The sequence below is a fragment of the Leclercia sp. UBA5076 genome, assembly GCF_002416465.1.
Lineage (GTDB): Bacteria > Pseudomonadota > Gammaproteobacteria > Enterobacterales > Enterobacteriaceae > Enterobacter.
On the sequence record NZ_DIAO01000011.1, the window covers coordinates 60,376 to 76,378 of the forward strand.

Below are 16,003 nucleotides of genomic sequence, written 5' to 3' on the forward strand. Positions count from 1 at the left end.
GATCAGGCCACGCCGCCCGTGGCGCGCAGCAGCAGGTCGTCCTGGACCTGCTCGCTGAGCAACGATCGGCCACGGGCGTCGAGCATTTCACGGCACCAGGCCTGCGCCAGTGGCGGAGAAGCGTGGCGCAGCATCTGCGCCCCTGCGCCCAGCAGGTAAATCTGCCGGGCGATCTCTCTGCCCTGCGCCTCCTGCGGTTTACGCAGTTTTTGCTGAAGCTGCCGCCAGCTGCGATCGAAATGACGATCCTGACCTTTAACCTCGGCAAAATCTGCCAAGAGCAGATCGATCACGCCAGGCTGCTTCGCCAGCACCCGCAGCACGTCCAGCCCCATGATATTGCCCGAGCCTTCCCAGATGCTGTTAACCGGCATCTCACGGTACAGGCGCGGCAGCTCGCTCTCTTCGCAATAGCCAATGCCGCCAAGAACCTCCATCGCTTCGGCGACGAAGGGTATCCCCGCTTTGCAGATCGCCAGTTTCGCGGCCGGAGTAAACAGCCTCGCCCACAGGGCTTCGTGTTCATTGTCCCGGCGATCCCAGGCCCGCGCGAGGCGGAACAAGAGCGCCGTCTGCCCCTCCAGCTGGAGCGCCATGCGGCTTAACACATCGCGCATCAGCGGCTGGTCGATCAGGTTTTTGCCAAAAGTCTGCCGCTGGTGGGCATGGTACAACGCCACCGAGAAGGCCCGGCGCATCAGGCCGTGGCTGCCGAGCGCGCAGTCGAAACGGGTGAGGCCGCCCATCTTCAGGATCTGGCGCACCCCTTCCCCCTCTTCGCCCAGCAGCCAGCCGGTGGCATCGAGGAACTCGGCTTCGCTGCTGGCGTTCGAGCGGTTACCCAGCTTCTCTTTCAGGCGCTCCAGATGCACGGCATTGCGCAGACCGTCGGGCAGAAAACGGGGGACGAAGAAGCACGACAGGCCGCCTTTGGCCTGCGCCAGCACCAGGTGGGCATCGCTTTGCGGCACCGAGAAAAACCACTTATGCCCCACCAGCCGATAACTCCCGTCGCCGCAGCGTTCTGCCCGGGTGGTGTTGCTGAGAACATCCGATCCGCCCTGCTTTTCCGTCATTCCCATCCCGATAAGCAGGCCGCGCTTCTGGTTACCCGGCGCCAGATGCGAGTCATACCGGTCGCTCAGTAACGGCGCCAGCCAGTCGTGAAACGCGCGCGGTAGCGCCTGCTGCAAAAGCGGCGTAGCGGCGTGGGTCATGGTGATGGGGCAAAGCGTGCCGGCCTCAACCTGCGCATGGAGGATAAAACGTGCCGCCCGGGCCACGAAGGCCCCTTTTCGCGCCTCCTCCTCCCACGCCAGGTTATGTACCCGGTTGGCACAAAGCCCCTGCATCAGCAGGTGCCAGGCGGGATGGAAGCGCACATCATCCAGCCGGGTTCCGCTGGCATCATAGCGCAGCAGTTCAGGGGGATTGGCGTTGGCCAGGCGGCCAAGCTCCAGGGATTCTGCCGTACCCAGCTGTTGACCGATGCTGGCGAGCAGCCCGGCGTCCCAGTCGGCACCTTCACGATTGACCGCTTCACACAGCGCGCGATCGGAAAGAAACAGGTTGCTGTTGGTGAGTGGCGCAGGCTGATTAAAAACAGTGTGCGTCTGCCAGTGCATAACGTATCCCTCCTTCTATGGCAATGGAATAAGTATGGACAAACCGGGCAGGCGCTGCACAGCAGCGGGCGCACAATATCGCCACGCTCAAGCGTGAATCTGGTCACACAATGAACGAATAATAAATTTCTTATCGTTTGTTATGGTGAATAATTTATTCTTACCCTCATGGAGAGATGACGATGCAAACCACTCAACGGGCGCCGGATGCCCATAAACGCGCTTTAATTGCTGGCTCAATTGGTAATTTCATCGAATGGTACGAATTTGCGGTGTACGGCTTTCTCGCCACCGTGATCGCGAAGAACTTCTTTCAGCTCAGCGGTGAGGCGGGACTGACCAGCCTGATCCTCACCTACGCCTCTTTCGCCATCGCCTTCTTCTTTCGTCCGCTGGGGGCCATCATATTTGGCCGGATTGGCGATCGCATCGGCCGCAAACCCACACTGATTATCGTGCTGGTGATGATGACCCTGGCAACCGCGGCAATCGGCATCGTGCCGGTCTATGCCAGCATCGGCATTGCCGCCCCGCTCATCATCACCGGTCTGCGGATCCTGCAGGGGCTTTTCGCCGGGGGAGAGTATGGCGGTGCGGTGTCGCTGATGACCGAGTTCGCCCCGCGCGGTAAACGTGGGCTCTACGGCGCATGGCAGTCCTTTACCGTCGCGCTGGGTCTGCTGGCCGGCGCGGGCATTGTGGCGCTGCTCTCCGCGCTGCTGACGCCAGACGCCCTGCACGACTGGGGCTGGCGCATTCCCTTCTTTATCGCCCTGCCGCTGGGGGCGGTGGCCCTGTGGCTGCGGGTGAGCATGGAAGAGACGCCCAGCTTCGTGAAGCAACAAACCAAACCGGTGGCCGTGAAGGCGCGCACCAGCGACACGCTGAAAGCCATCGGGATGGGAATTGGCCGGGTGATGGTGTGGTCTGCCGCCGGCTATACCTATCTGGTGATCATGCCCGCCTACCTGCAATCGGCCCTGCATACGGGCTTTAACCAGGCGCTGCTGATTGCGGTCATCTCCAATATCGGTTTTGCGCTGACCATTATCCCATCGGGGATCCTCAGCGACCGCATCGGACGCCGCACGGTGATGGTTATCGCCGCCGCGCTGCTGCTGATTCTTGCCCTGCCGCTGCTGAAAATTTTGCAGGCGGAGTCCAGCACCCTGGCGGTGAAAGCGATAGTGGTGCTGATTGCCGGTGGCCTGGTGGGGATGCTGGCAGGGCCAGGCCCGGCCATGCTGTCAGAGATGTTCCCGACCAGGGTGCGCTATACCGGACTGGGGCTGGCCTATTCGCTGTCGAACGCCATCTTCTCGGGCTGTGCGGGGCTAATCATTACCGGGCTGATAAAAGAGACGGGGAACCTGGATATTCCGGCCTATTACGTGATGGTCACGGCGGTGGTGAGTATTGTGGCGCTGATGACGCTTAAGAAGGATGACCATTTGCGGTCGCTGGAGGAGTGATAGTGCCGGGTGGCGGCTTCGCCTTACCCGGCCTACAACAGCACGGACCGTGGGCCCGGTAAGCGCAGCGCCACCGGGCACAACAGACTACCCGCGCTGGCGTACCGCTTCGAACAGGCAGATGCCGGTTGCTACGGAAACGTTCAGGGACGAGACGCTGCCCGCCATCGGAATGCTGATCAGTTCGTCGCAATGCTCCCGCGTCAGACGGCGCATGCCTTCACCTTCCGCCCCCATCACCAGCGCCAGACGACCGGTCATTTTGCTCTGGAACAGGGTATGGTCTGCCTCACCCGCAGTACCGACGATCCAGATGTTCTCTTCCTGTAACTGACGCATGGTGCGCGCCAGGTTGGTCACGCGGATCAACGGTACGTTCTCCGCCGCGCCGCAGGCCACTTTTTTGGCCGTCGCGTTGAGCTGCGCGGAGCGATCTTTTGGCACAATCACCGCATGGACGCCCGCCGCATCGGCGCTACGCAGGCAGGCACCGAGGTTGTGCGGATCGGTCACGCCGTCGAGGATCAGGAAGAACGGGTTATCCAGCGCGGCGATCAGATCCGGCAGATCGTTCTCCTGATACTGGCGGCCCGGCTTCACGCGGGCGATGATGCCCTGGTGTACTGCCCCTTCGCTTTTCTCATCCAGGTACTGACGGTTCGCCAGCTGGATCACCACGCCCTGCGCTTCCAGGGCATGGATCAGCGGCATCAGGCGTTTATCTTCACGCCCTTTCAGAATAAAGACTTCCTGAAAACGCTCCGGTGCGCGCTCCAGCAGGGCCTGCACCGCGTGGATGCCGTAAATCATTTCACTCATTGATGGTTCTCATTAATTACTGTTCACCTCTCCCTGCCGGGAGAGGATCAAGGTCAGGGGAGAATTACTCCGCCACTTTTTTCTTTGCCGCGCGCTTCGCTTTGGTCGCCGCAGCTATTTTTTGGGTTTTGGCCGACGGTTTTTTGGCGGCTCTGGCTTCTTTCTTCGCGGCCTTCGGCTTTTGTTTTTTCTCACCACGGAAGGCGCTGTCCGGCTCGAAGTTTACCCGCTTACCGGCCTGACGGCGTTTGCCGCTGGTTTTTCCGGCGGCCCCTCTCTTCGCATTATCCCGCGCGGTTTTACCTACGTTACGTGGCGCGCGTTCGCTGGAGATCAGGCTGAAATCAATCTTACGCTCGTCCATGTTGACGGCTTCGACCTTCACTTCCACGCGATCGCCCAGACGGTAGGTCTGGCCGCTGGACTCGCCGGTCAGGCGCTGCCCAACCTGATCGTAACGGTAGTAGTCGTTATCCAGGGATGAGACATGCACCAGACCATCGATAAAGAGTTCATCAAGGCGTACAAAGAAGCCAAAACCGGTGACGCTGGCAATCACGCCCTTAAAGATGTTCCCGACCTGATCCAGCATAAAGTCACACTTCAGCCAGTCCGCCACGTCGCGCGTCGCTTCATCAGCGCGGCGTTCGGTCATGGAACAGTGTTGGCCCAGCTGCAGGACCTCTTCCATGGAGTAGTGATAACCCCCGGTTTCGGTCGTGTTGCCTTTGTGGCCCTGCTCATGTGCCAGCAGATACTTAATGGCACGGTGCAGTGACAGATCCGGATAACGGCGGATCGGCGAGGTAAAGTGCGCATAAGACTGCAACGCCAGACCAAAGTGGCCGCGGTTCTCAGGATCGTAAATTGCCTGCTTCATGGAACGCAGCAGCATGGTTTGCAGCATTTCCGCGTCAGGGCGATCGCTAATCGATTCCAGCAGCTCGGCGTAATCGCGCGGCTCCGGCTTGTTGCCCCCCGGCAGCTCAAGACCCAGCTCCGCCAGTACGGTACGGAAAGAGGTAATAGCTTCGGTGGTCGGTTTGTCGTGGATACGGAACAGCGCAGGCTCTTTGGCTTTCTCAACGAAGCGTGCCGCGGAGATGTTCGCCAGGATCATGCACTCTTCAATCAGCTTGTGGGCATCGTTACGCTGGGTCTGTTCGATACGCTCAATGCGACGCTCAGCGTTAAAGATGAACTTCGCCTCTTCACTCTCAAATGAGATCCCGCCGCGCTCTTCACGCGCCTGCTCCAGCACTTTATAGAGGTTATGCAGCTCTTCGATGTGCTTCACCAGCGGAGCGTACTGTTCACGCAGATCCCGATCCCCCTGCAGCATATGCCACACTTTGGTATAGGTCAGGCGCGCATGTGAACTCATCACCGCTTCATAGAATTTGTAGCCGGTTAAACGCCCCTTGCTGGAGATGGTCATTTCACAAACCATGCAGAGACGGTCAACCTGCGGGTTAAGCGAGCACAGGCCGTTGGAGAGCACTTCCGGCAGCATCGGTACCACCTGGGACGGGAAGTAGACCGAGGTGCCGCGGTTACGCGCTTCGCCATCCAGCGGCGTACCGGTCCGGACGTAATAGCTCACATCGGCAATCGCTACCCACAGACGCCAGCCGCCGCCGCGTTTTTTCTCACAGTAGACGGCGTCATCAAAGTCACGGGCGTCTTCGCCATCAATGGTGACCAGCGGCAGGCTGCGCAGATCCACGCGGCCCGCTTTTGCCGACTCCGGTACCTGCTCTTTCAGCCCTTCAACCTGCTCTTCAACGGCTTTTGGCCAGACGTGGGGGATTTCATGGGTGCGCAGTGCCATATCCACGGCCATGCCGGTGCCCATGTTATCGCCCAGCACTTCCACAATCTTACCGACCGCTTTGGTACGACGGGTTGGACGCTGAGTCAGCTCAACCACCACCACAAAGCCCATCCGCGCGCCCATCACCTCTTCAGGCGGAATGAGGATGTCAAAGCTCAGGCGGCTATCATCCGGCACCACAAAACCCACGCCGGCATCCGTGAAGTAGCGGCCTACGATCTGGCTGGTTTTTGGCACCAGCACACGCACAACGCGCGCTTCACGACGCCCTTTGCGGTCTGCACCCAGCGGCTGGGCCAGGATCTGGTCGCCGTGAATGCACATTTTCATCTGTTCAGATGAGAGGTAGAGGTCGTCCTTGCGGCCTTCGACGCGCAGGAAGCCGTAACCATCACGGTGGCCAATTACCATGCCTTTCAGCAGATCGAGACGCTCCGGCAGGGCATAGCATTGACGGCGGGTAAAGACGAGTTGTCCGTCGCGCTCCATTGCGCGAAGGCGGCGGCGAAGGGCTTCAATTTGCTCTTCGCCTTCAATGTTCAGTTCAGCGGCAAGTTCTTCACGGTTGGCAGGTTTTTCACGTTTTGTGAGGTGTTCAATGATGAACTCGCGGCTGGGGATAGGGTTCGCGTATTTTTCGGCTTCGCGTTCCTGGAAAGGATCTTGTGACATAGCGGTTCCTCCGTTGTCATCTCCGGTGGACGTTTTCTTCATTCCACCAGCAATAATTTATATAGCGGTTGATTCTCTTCAACCAAATCGGCCAGCGTGTAGTTATCCAGTTCCATGAGAAAACTTTGCACAGCCTTTGAAAGCGCCTGTTTCAGTCGACAGGCGGGGGTAATGTGGCAGAACGCACTGCTGCAGTTCACCAGAGACAATGGCTCCAGTTCGCGCACCACATCACCAACACGAATACTCTGTGCCGGTTTACCGAGGCGGATGCCGCCATTTTTCCCGCGGACGGCAGCAACATATCCGGCTCGGCTAAGTTGATTGATTATTTTGACCATATGATTACGGGACACACCGTAGACCTCTGTCACCTCAGAGATACTGGTCATCTGTCCAGCGGGTAACGACGCCATGTAAATCAGCGCACGCAATCCGTAATCGGTGAAACTTGTTAACTGCACATCAACCTCAGGAAAAGGGTAAAACGCGGTATATCCGCAGAGATATTCATTAATGATGATAAACCAGCCAGATAGTCAACGGCGAATTTATTTAAACTGAAAGGGGGAAAGGAGAACGAAAAAGCCGGATGCGCATCGCTTTCCGGCCTGTGATGGGTGTTGTAGGCCCGGCAAGCGTAGCGCCGCCGGGCGAAACCCTCATTATGCGTCGAACGGGTCGCGCAGGATCATGGTTTCAGAACGATCCGGGCCGGTAGAGATGATATCAATCGGCACGCCGGTCAGCTCTTCAATACGCTGGATGTAATCCAGCGCTGCCTGCGGCAGACCGCTACGCTCTTTCACGCCAAAGGTGGTTTCAGACCAGCCTGGCATGGTTTCGTAGATCGGCTCAATGCCCTGCCAGTCGTCAGCGGCCAGTGGAGTGGTGGTCACTTCACGGCCATCCGGCATACGGTAGGCAACACAGATTTTCACCTCTTTCAGACCATCCAGGACGTCCAGCTTGGTCAGGCAGAAGCCAGACAGGGAGTTGATCTGCACCGCACGGCGCACAGCAACCGCATCCAGCCAGCCGGTACGACGACGACGACCGGTGGTCGCGCCAAACTCGTTACCTTGCTTGCACAGGAACTCGCCGGTTTCATCAAACAGTTCGGTCGGGAACGGACCCGCACCCACGCGAGTGGAGTAAGCTTTGATGATGCCCAGAACGTAATCCACATAACGCGGACCCAGGCCAGAACCGGTTGCCACGCCACCTGCGGTGGTGTTGGAAGAGGTTACATACGGATAGGTACCGTGGTCGATATCCAGCAGCGTACCCTGCGCACCTTCGAACATGACGAAATCGCCACGCTTGCGCGCCTGGTCCAGCAGATCGGATACATCAACAACCATACCGGTCAGGATGTCAGCGATCGCCATGACGTCATCCAGCACTTTCTGGTAGTCAACGGCGTCAACTTTGTAGAAGTTCACCAGCTGGAAGTTGTGATATTCCATCACCTCTTTCAGTTTTTCAGCAAAGGTGGCTTTATCGAACAGATCGCCAACACGCAGACCGCGACGGGCGACTTTATCTTCGTAAGCCGGGCCGATACCACGGCCGGTGGTACCGATCGCTTTCGCGCCGCGTGCTTTTTCACGCGCCAGATCCAGCGCAACGTGGTAGTCGAGGATCAGCGGACAGGCTTCAGAGAGCAGCAGACGCTCGCGAACCGGGATGCCACGGTCTTCCAGACCTTTCATCTCTTTCATCAGCGCAGCAGGAGACAGCACAACACCGTTACCGATGATGCTGGTCACATTGTCACGAAGAATGCCTGATGGAATAAGATGGAGGACGGTTTTTTCACCGTTGATTACGAGAGTATGGCCTGCGTTGTGACCACCCTGATAACGTACAACAAACTTAGCACGTTCAGTCAGAAGATCGACGATCTTCCCTTTACCTTCGTCACCCCATTGGGTGCCCAGTACGACGACGTTGTTACCCATTTTTCAAAATCACCGATTGCTTAAAAATGGATTCTACCATCGGTTTTGATGATGTTCAGCTTTTTTTGTATACAAATTTCGGCGAAACGGACTGCTTTATGCGCAGTTAAACGATTACCTCAATATGTTGTGGAGCGAGACGAATCACATCACTAATCATGGCGAAGCACCTGGCAAATTGATGTGAGTTTTTTAACAAAGGCCTTTTATCGGGTTACCGGCGGAGCGGTTATATGATTCCGTATGTGAAGTTAAAAATTCATAAATTCTGGCCTTGCCGCTTATTTTAAAAATTGTCACCCTTTGCCCGCATCTCAAATATGAGTTGTTGTTGTAATTACACTAATTAGGATGATGAAAATGAAAGAATTGACTCTTTTAGAAATTGAAGCTGTAAGCGGCGCGGGCTGGTTGCAGGATGGCATCGCTTCGCTGGGTGGCAAGATCGGTAACTTTGCCTGGACCACCGCAGGCGATCTGCTGAGCGTGGATGTTCCCCTGATCGGTAACATTAACCTTGGGCAAATTGCTCCCACTCTGGGCGAAAAATTAGGTCAATCGGTGGGTTCGACTGTCGGCTATACCATTGAGTCTACGCTGGGATCGCTGCCTGTTATCGGCGGGCTGTTTAGCAAGCTGCTGGGTAATTAAGATAAAAAAATGGCGCCTTATGGCGCCATTTTTAACGCTGCTTATCGTGGTGTCGTAGGCGAGCGCATATAGCGGAAGAAATCGCTATCCGGGCTGAGAACCATAACGTCCTGATTGCTCTGGAAGCTGCTCTCGTAGGCACGCAGGCTACGGATAAAGGCATAGAAGTCTGGATCCTGGCTGAAGGCATCCGCAAACAGCTTCGCCGCTTCGGCATCGCCTTCACCGCGCAGGATACGGCCCTGACGCTCCGCTTCTGCCAGGGTTTTGGTCACTTCATAGTCTGCGGTTGCACGCAGCTTTTCAGCCTCTTCCTGACCCTGTGAACGATGACGACGGGCTACCGCTTCACGCTCGGCACGCATACGGTTGTAGATCGCCTCAGAGACTTCCGTTGGCAGGTTGATCTGCTTGATACGCACGTCAACCACTTCGATACCCAATGCCGCCATACTGTTCGGGTTGATAACCGCCACTTTACCGTTGGTTTCAGCCTGAACGCGTTCAGCCGCTTTGGCGATGGCATCGTCAGCCGCTGGGGTTGTCACTTCATCTTCCGTGCCGGCAGAACCGGAGTTCAGCGCATCGCGTACTTCAGAGGTCAGACGACCGCGGGAGTCGGTTACGATGTCCCGGACATCCAGACGACCAATCTCAGAACGCAGACGGTCAGAGAACTTACGTTTCAGCAGCACTTCGGCCTGAGAGACGTCGCCGCCGCCGGTTGCCAGGAAGTAACGGCTGAAGTCGCTGATACGCCACTTGATATAGGAGTCAACGATCAGGTCTTTTTTCTCTTTAGTCACGAAACGGTCGGCCTGGTTATCCATCGTCTGGATACGCGCATCAAGCGTTTTCACAGACTGAATAAACGGCACTTTGAAGTGCAGGCCTGGCTCATAAATAACCGGACGCTTGTCGCCGTCACGCACGACGCTGCTGAACTGGAATTTAATCCCACGCTCGCCCTCTTTAACCACAAAAATTGAGGTGTAAAGCACAACCAGCACGATAATAATGATCGCAATTACTGACTTACGCATCGTTATTCCCCCTGACGCTGGTAGTCGTTACGCTGCGCGTTGGCGCGGCGTTGGTCCATGATGTCACCATCGCTTGAAGAAGAGCGGGTGTTTGCGCTGGCGTTTCCGGAAGACGCAGGTGGCAGACGCAGCAGGTTGTTGGCACCACTGTTGTCATTTTTTGTCGCCGGCGCGTTACCGCCTTTCAGCATCTGATCCAGCGGCAGAACCATCAGGTTGCCACCTTTGCTGTCATTGACCAGCACCTTACGGGTATGGCTCAGCACTTTCTCCATGGTTTCGATATAGAGACGCTCACGGGTAATTTCCGGCGCGGCTTTATATTCCGGCAGGATTTTCGCAAAGCGAGCCACCTCACCCTGGGCTTCCAGCACGGTCTGGGTCTTATAGGCTCGCGCCTCTTCCAGAATACGCTGTGCCTGACCGTTCGCACGCGGCTGAACTTCGTTGGTGTAAGCTTCAGCCTCACGGATGTACTGCTGTTCGTTTTCACGGGCAGCAATCGCATCGTCAAACGCCGCTTTGACCTCTTCCGGCGGACGAGCAGCCTGGAAGTTGACGTCCAGCAGGGTGATACCCATGTTATACGGACGAATGGTCTCTTCCAGCTCACGCTGGGTATCGCTACGAATAACGGTACGACCTTCGGTCAGAATGCGGTCCATGGTGTATTTACCGATCACGCCACGCAGGGCGCTGTCGGTCGCCTGACGCAGACTGTCATCGGCGCTGGTCACGCTAAAGAGGTAACGTTCAGGATCGGTCACACGATACTGCACGTTCATCTCAACGCGAACCACGTTTTCGTCTGACGTCAGCATCACGCCGGATGCCGCCAGTTCGCGTACCGATTCAACGTTCACCGCCGTGACGTCATCGATAAAGGTCGGCTTCCAGTTCAGGCCCGGCTCAACCAGATGGCTGAATTTGCCAAAACGGGTGACAACACCGCGCTCGGCTTCTTTGATTGTGTAGAACCCGCTGGCAGCCCAGATAATCACCGCCGCTGCGGCAACAATGCCCACCACACGACCGCCCATATGAGGACGCGGCCCCTGGCCAGTACCGCCGCCAGTGCCTTTACCACCGCCGAGTCCGCCCAGCTTTTTGCTCAGCTTGCGGAAGATATCATCCAGATCGGGTGGCCCCTGCTCGCGACCACCTTTGTTGCCATTTCCCCCGGAGTTGCCGCCTTGATTATTGCTGCTCCCCCACGGGTCGCGGTCTTGTCCGTTATTACCGGGCTGATTCCACGCCATGTATGTGCTCCATATTTGTTATGCGGTGATATACCCTCAAACGCCTGGCATGCCGGAGCATTCGCAGCGGTTCGGGTATCCCAAAGGGCAAAATCCTTCAGGCATCTCCTTTCCGGTCAGACGACGTAGTCGACCAGCGCAGGTTCTTGTTTACAGAGGCGACGCCAGTCGACGATTGGCATACGCACCTGCAACCCCACGCTGCCGTCATCCTCCATCCACTCTTTTTCTATCGCCTGAAGCTGATAAAAACGGCTGCGCAGTCGGCCTTCCTCGGGTGGCAGACGCAGCGTGTGCTGAGCCACTTCACCGGAAAGACGTTCTGTTAAAGCCTGGAAAAGCAGTGGTACACCGACACCGGTCTGCGCAGAAAGCCAGACCCGAATCGGTATGTTCTCTTCATCCCTGTCGATACGCGGTTCGAAATTGTCCAGCATATCGATCTTGTTCATCACCAGCAGCGTCGGGATCTCGTGGGCATCAATCTCTTCCAGCACGATATTCACTGCATCAATATTTTCCTGAACGCGTACATCCGCAGCGTCGATAACGTGCAACAGCAACGTCGCCTGACGGGTCTCCTGCAGGGTAGCTTTAAACGCGGCCACCAGATCGTGCGGCAGATGACGGATAAACCCAACGGTATCCGCCAGCACGGTTTCTCCGACATCCGTCACATCAATGCGGCGCAGCGTCGGATCCAGGGTCGCAAACAGCTGGTCTGCGGCGTAAACCTGGGCCTCAGTAATCTGGTTAAACAGGGTGGATTTACCGGCGTTGGTATAACCGACCAGCGACACCGTCGGGATGTCTGCTTTCTGTCGGGAGCGGCGCCCCTGCTCACGTTGCTTCTCAACTTTTTCCAGCCGAGAGAGGATCTGGGTAATACGGCCACGCAGCAAGCGACGGTCGGTTTCGAGCTGGGTTTCACCCGGGCCGCGCAAACCAATCCCGCCCTTTTGTCGTTCAAGGTGTGTCCAGCCACGCACCAGGCGCGTCGCCAGATGGCGCAACTGCGCCAGCTCAACCTGCAATTTCCCTTCATGGGTACGTGCACGTTGGGCAAAAATGTCTAAAATCAAACCCGTCCGATCGATAACACGACATTCGCACAGACGTTCCAGGTTGCGTTCCTGGGCCGGTGTCAGGGCGTGATCAAACAGCACGACCGATGCGCCAGTCGCTTTTACGGCATCCGCAATCTCTACTGCTTTACCTTCACCAACAAAAAACTTTGGGTGCGGCGCTTTACGGCTACCGGTAATCACCTGCATTGCTTCGACACCGGCGGAAGAGACCAGAGATTCAAACTCCTGGAGATCTTCCATATCTTTGTCTTGCGAAAAATAGATGTGTACCAGCACCGCCTGCTCACCGGCATCGTAACGGTCAAACAAGCGTAAACCTCTCAAAAAAGATCAGCGGGGAACGCAGAAAACCTGGCTCCCCGATATGGAAATAACAGCCAGTAACCTTATTCGGTCTCTTCGCTGTCCTGCGCAGGCGCAGAAGAACCCTGCGCGTTGCTGCCATGATGGTAGTTACTGGAACCGCCGCCAGCGTTATTGCTGTGATGAGATACCGGGCGAGACGGAACAACAGTAGAAATCGCGTGCTTATAAACCATCTGGCTGACCGTGTTTTTCAACAGGATCACGAACTGATCGAAAGATTCAATCTGACCTTGCAGCTTAATACCATTCACCAAATAAATAGAAACTGGAACACGTTCCCGACGCAGTGCGTTCAAGAACGGATCTTGTAAAGATTGCCCCTTAGCCATTCTATCTTTTCCTTATATGCTTGTTTTGTACTTAGAACCTTGCGATTCTGAAAAATTGCGCACGATACGGCTTAATTGTACACATTCAGTCTGCGATATCACCAACAACCTGTAATACATCGTGTAACGCCTGTTGCGGTTTTTCACTGTCTAACCAGTGAACTCCCTCCCAACCGCGCAACCAGGTAATCTGGCGCTTCGCTAACTGTCTCGTGGCGCAAATACCTCGATAAACCATTTCATCATGCGAAATCTCACCTTCAATGTATGACCACATCTGGCGATAACCCACACAACGAATGGAAGGCATATCCGTATGCAAATCTCCACGGGCAAATAGCGCCCGCACTTCTGCTTCAAAATCTGAAGCCAACATCTGATGAAAACGCTGCTCAATTCGCTGATGGAGCAGTTCACGGCTCGCCGGGGCGATGGCGAACTGATGCACCTGATACGGCAGAGCCTCTCCTGACGTTTGCGTCAGTTCCGTTAAAGTTTTACCCGAAATGAAAAAAACTTCCAGTGCCCGGGAAAGCCTTTGCGGATCATTTGGATGAATACGTGCTGCCGCAACCGGATCAATTTCTGCCAGCTGCGCATGCAGTGCGCCCCATCCCTGCTCTGCTGCCTGATGCTCAATCTTTGCTCTAATGGCCGGGTCTGCCGAAGGTAACGGCGACAACCCTTCCAGTAACGCTTTGAAATAGAGCATTGTTCCGCCCACCAGCAGCGGGATACGCCCTGCTGCTGTGATCTCAGCCATATGCGCCAGCGCATCGCGACGAAAATCAGCCGCCGAATAAGCCTGCGCCGGGTCAAGGATGTCCAGCAATCGGTGCGGCGCCGCGCGCAACTCGTCTGCGTTAGGCTTTGCCGTACCAATATCCATCCCCTGATAAATAAGGGCGGAATCAACGCTAATCAACTCTACTGGCAAAACTTTACGTAACTCAATGGCTAACGCGGTTTTACCCGAGGCCGTTGGCCCCATCAAAAATATCGCCTTAGGCAGGCGGGTATTGCTTACATCACTCATTTTTCAGGGCGGCCTTAGCCGTTTGTAAATCAACAGGTTGTAATAAACCACCCGGCGGAGCCTTCACCAGCTGCGGGCAGAGGCGTTCAACCTCCGCCAGCACGGTGATAGCCTGCGCCATACTCCACGCTGGGTGATCGCTGGCCAGCTGGCGGGCGATCCACTGTGCAGTATTGGCGGCATCAAACGTTGTCTGCTGCGCCAGGTAGCCTATCAGTTCAGGAATCAAGTTTTGTAAATTTTGTTGGCGTAAGGGTAAAGGCACGGCACGAAGCGTCACATGATGCGATTCGAGCACCATTTCGATACCCATTTCAGCAAGGGCAGCCTGATGACGCTGCACCACCTGCGTCTCCTGCGGCGAGATTTTAATCCGCACCGGGATCAACAGCGGCTGGGCGCAGGCCTGATGGGGACCGGGCGCCAGCTGCGCCTGTTTCAGCCAGCGTTCGGCGACCGGCAGGGATAACAGCGCCAGATGACCGTCCTGCTCAAGCAGCGCGGCATCGGGTGCTATGATGGTCAGCACCCGACCAAAACTCTGGTTATGGCCCATCAGGGCAGGTGCTGTGGGAGCAGCCTCAGCCGTTTTTTGTGCCGGAGCCGGGGTGTCCAGCAAGGTGCGATACACCGCGCCTGCCTGCTTCTGGTAGCCTGGCTGGGCATGTGGATAATTCGCCCCGGACGCCCGGGAAGCTGATCCGCCAGACGAGAAACGCGGTGCGGCAGGTTCCCGCGCCACAGCGGGCTCAGCGAACTGGTTTCTACCCGCCGCGATGCGGTTCTCCGGGATTTGACGCGGCGCAGGCACCTCTTTGCTCAACGGCAGGCTCGGTTCGGCCTGCTGCTGCAATACGCTCAGCACCCCCTGGTAGATGAAGTCATGCACCAGCCGGGACTGGTGAAAACGCACCTCATGTTTCGCCGGATGGACATTGACATCCACCTGGTGCGGGTCGATCTCCAGATAGAGCACAAAAGCGGGCTGCTCACCGGCACCGAGTTTATCCTCGCACGCCTGGCGGATCGCATGGTTGATAAGACGGTCACGCATCATGCGTCCGTTCACGTAGCAATACTGGATCTCTGCAAAAGCCGCGCTGCTCGCTTTCGGATCGGCCACCCAACCACGCAGGGTCAGATCGCCATGCTGCCACTCAATGGCCAGCGCCTTTTCCAAAAACGGCGTACCGCAGATGGCACCCAACCGGCGCTCTTTCTGCCCGCCCTGCGCCACGGCGCGATACTGGCGCATCATCTTGCCGTTATGGCTCAGATTGATGGTGACATCGAAGCGCGCCAGGGCGATGCGGCGAATAATCTCGTCGATATGGCCAAATTCGGTTTTCTCGGTGCGCATAAACTTGCGCCGCGCGGGGGTGTTGTAGAAGAGATCCAGCACCTCCAGCGTCGTTCCCACCGGATGCGCAGCAGGTTTGACCGTCACGTCCATATCCCGGCCTTCGGCATAAGCCTGCCAGGCCTCCGGCTGTTCCGCCGTGCGGGAGGTGAGCGTTAAGCGGGAGACGGAGCTGATACTGGCCAGCGCTTCGCCGCGGAAACCGAGGCTGATAATGGCTTCAAGATCGTCGAGGGAGGCGATTTTGCTGGTTGCGTGACGAGCCAGCGCCAGCGCCAGCTCCTCTTTTTTGATGCCGCAGCCGTTATCACGGATCCGAATGAGCTTCGCTCCGCCGCGTTCGATATCGATATCGATGCGGGTGGCGCCCGCATCAAAGCTGTTTTCCACCAGCTCTTTCACTACCGACGCAGGTCGTTCTACCACCTCACCGGCGGCGATTTGGTTCGCAAGCTGCGGCGGCAGAACCTGAATCGGCATGATAG

Annotated in this window: 13 protein-coding genes; 2 read left to right on the forward strand and 11 right to left on the reverse strand. The window is 56.8% G+C overall.

Annotated features, from left to right (window positions below):
• Positions 1 to 2 precede the first annotated feature (2 nt).
• Positions 3 to 1,625 carry an isovaleryl-CoA dehydrogenase gene (locus B3X29_RS10800; protein ID WP_159340438.1) on the reverse strand — a complete coding sequence of 541 codons (1,623 nt, stop codon included), beginning with the start codon at positions 1,623 to 1,625 and terminating at the stop codon, positions 3 to 5.
• Between the two features lie 182 nt (positions 1,626 to 1,807).
• Here B3X29_RS10800 and B3X29_RS10805 point away from each other — a divergent pair, with 182 nt between their 5' ends.
• A complete protein-coding gene (locus B3X29_RS10805) occupies positions 1,808 to 3,097 on the forward strand; it encodes an MFS transporter (RefSeq protein ID WP_103177972.1) in 1,290 nt (429 codons plus the stop codon).
• Positions 3,098 to 3,184: 87 nt separating this feature from the next.
• Here B3X29_RS10805 and rlmB read toward each other — a convergent pair whose 3' ends face one another.
• From rlmB to B3X29_RS10825, 4 genes are all read right to left on the reverse strand, one after another.
• Positions 3,185 to 3,916 (reverse strand): 23S rRNA (guanosine(2251)-2'-O)-methyltransferase RlmB, encoded by a 732-nt coding sequence (gene rlmB, locus B3X29_RS10810; protein WP_039028446.1) that lies wholly within the window; start codon positions 3,914 to 3,916, stop codon positions 3,185 to 3,187.
• A gap of 64 nt (positions 3,917 to 3,980) precedes the next feature.
• Positions 3,981 to 6,422, reverse strand: coding sequence for a ribonuclease R (gene rnr, locus B3X29_RS10815; RefSeq protein ID WP_156653768.1), 2,442 nt, complete (start codon positions 6,420 to 6,422; stop codon positions 3,981 to 3,983).
• A gap of 38 nt (positions 6,423 to 6,460) precedes the next feature.
• On the reverse strand, positions 6,461 to 6,886 hold the full coding sequence (nsrR, locus tag B3X29_RS10820; protein ID WP_032616184.1) for a nitric oxide-sensing transcriptional repressor NsrR: 426 nt from the start codon (positions 6,884 to 6,886) through the stop codon (positions 6,461 to 6,463).
• A 201-nt stretch (positions 6,887 to 7,087) separates the two neighbouring features.
• Positions 7,088 to 8,386: an adenylosuccinate synthase gene (locus tag B3X29_RS10825; protein WP_039028486.1), complete on the reverse strand. Its 1,299-nt coding sequence runs from the start codon at positions 8,384 to 8,386 to the stop codon at positions 7,088 to 7,090.
• 360 nt (positions 8,387 to 8,746) lie between these two features.
• On the opposite strand from B3X29_RS10825, the gene B3X29_RS10830 reads away from it, so the two are divergent.
• Complete coding sequence (locus B3X29_RS10830; RefSeq protein WP_103177970.1) at positions 8,747 to 9,037, forward strand: hypothetical protein; 291 nt, start codon at positions 8,747 to 8,749, stop codon at positions 9,035 to 9,037.
• A 41-nt stretch (positions 9,038 to 9,078) separates the two neighbouring features.
• On the opposite strand, the gene hflC is transcribed toward B3X29_RS10830, so the two are convergent.
• From hflC to mutL, 6 genes are all read right to left on the reverse strand, one after another.
• Positions 9,079 to 10,080, reverse strand: coding sequence for a protease modulator HflC (gene hflC / locus B3X29_RS10835; RefSeq protein ID WP_103177969.1), 1,002 nt, complete (start codon positions 10,078 to 10,080; stop codon positions 9,079 to 9,081).
• Between the two features lie 2 nt (positions 10,081 to 10,082).
• Complete coding sequence (gene hflK, locus B3X29_RS10840) at positions 10,083 to 11,339, reverse strand: FtsH protease activity modulator HflK (protein WP_103177968.1); 1,257 nt, start codon at positions 11,337 to 11,339, stop codon at positions 10,083 to 10,085.
• Between the two features lie 116 nt (positions 11,340 to 11,455).
• Positions 11,456 to 12,736: a ribosome rescue GTPase HflX gene (gene hflX, locus B3X29_RS10845; RefSeq protein ID WP_103177967.1), complete on the reverse strand. Its 1,281-nt coding sequence runs from the start codon at positions 12,734 to 12,736 to the stop codon at positions 11,456 to 11,458.
• Between the two features lie 77 nt (positions 12,737 to 12,813).
• The gene (gene hfq, locus B3X29_RS10850) at positions 12,814 to 13,122 is read right to left on the reverse strand and encodes an RNA chaperone Hfq (RefSeq protein WP_032616179.1); all 309 of its coding nucleotides are present in this window, start codon (positions 13,120 to 13,122) and stop codon (positions 12,814 to 12,816) included.
• A gap of 85 nt (positions 13,123 to 13,207) precedes the next feature.
• Positions 13,208 to 14,158: a tRNA (adenosine(37)-N6)-dimethylallyltransferase MiaA gene (miaA, locus tag B3X29_RS10855; RefSeq protein ID WP_103177966.1), complete on the reverse strand. Its 951-nt coding sequence runs from the start codon at positions 14,156 to 14,158 to the stop codon at positions 13,208 to 13,210.
• Entirely contained in the window at positions 14,151 to 15,998 is a 1,848-nt protein-coding gene (mutL, locus tag B3X29_RS10860; RefSeq protein ID WP_159340437.1) for a DNA mismatch repair endonuclease MutL, read from the reverse strand. The genes miaA and mutL overlap by 8 nt, the downstream gene beginning before the upstream one ends.
• Positions 15,999 to 16,003: the final 5 nt, after the last annotated feature.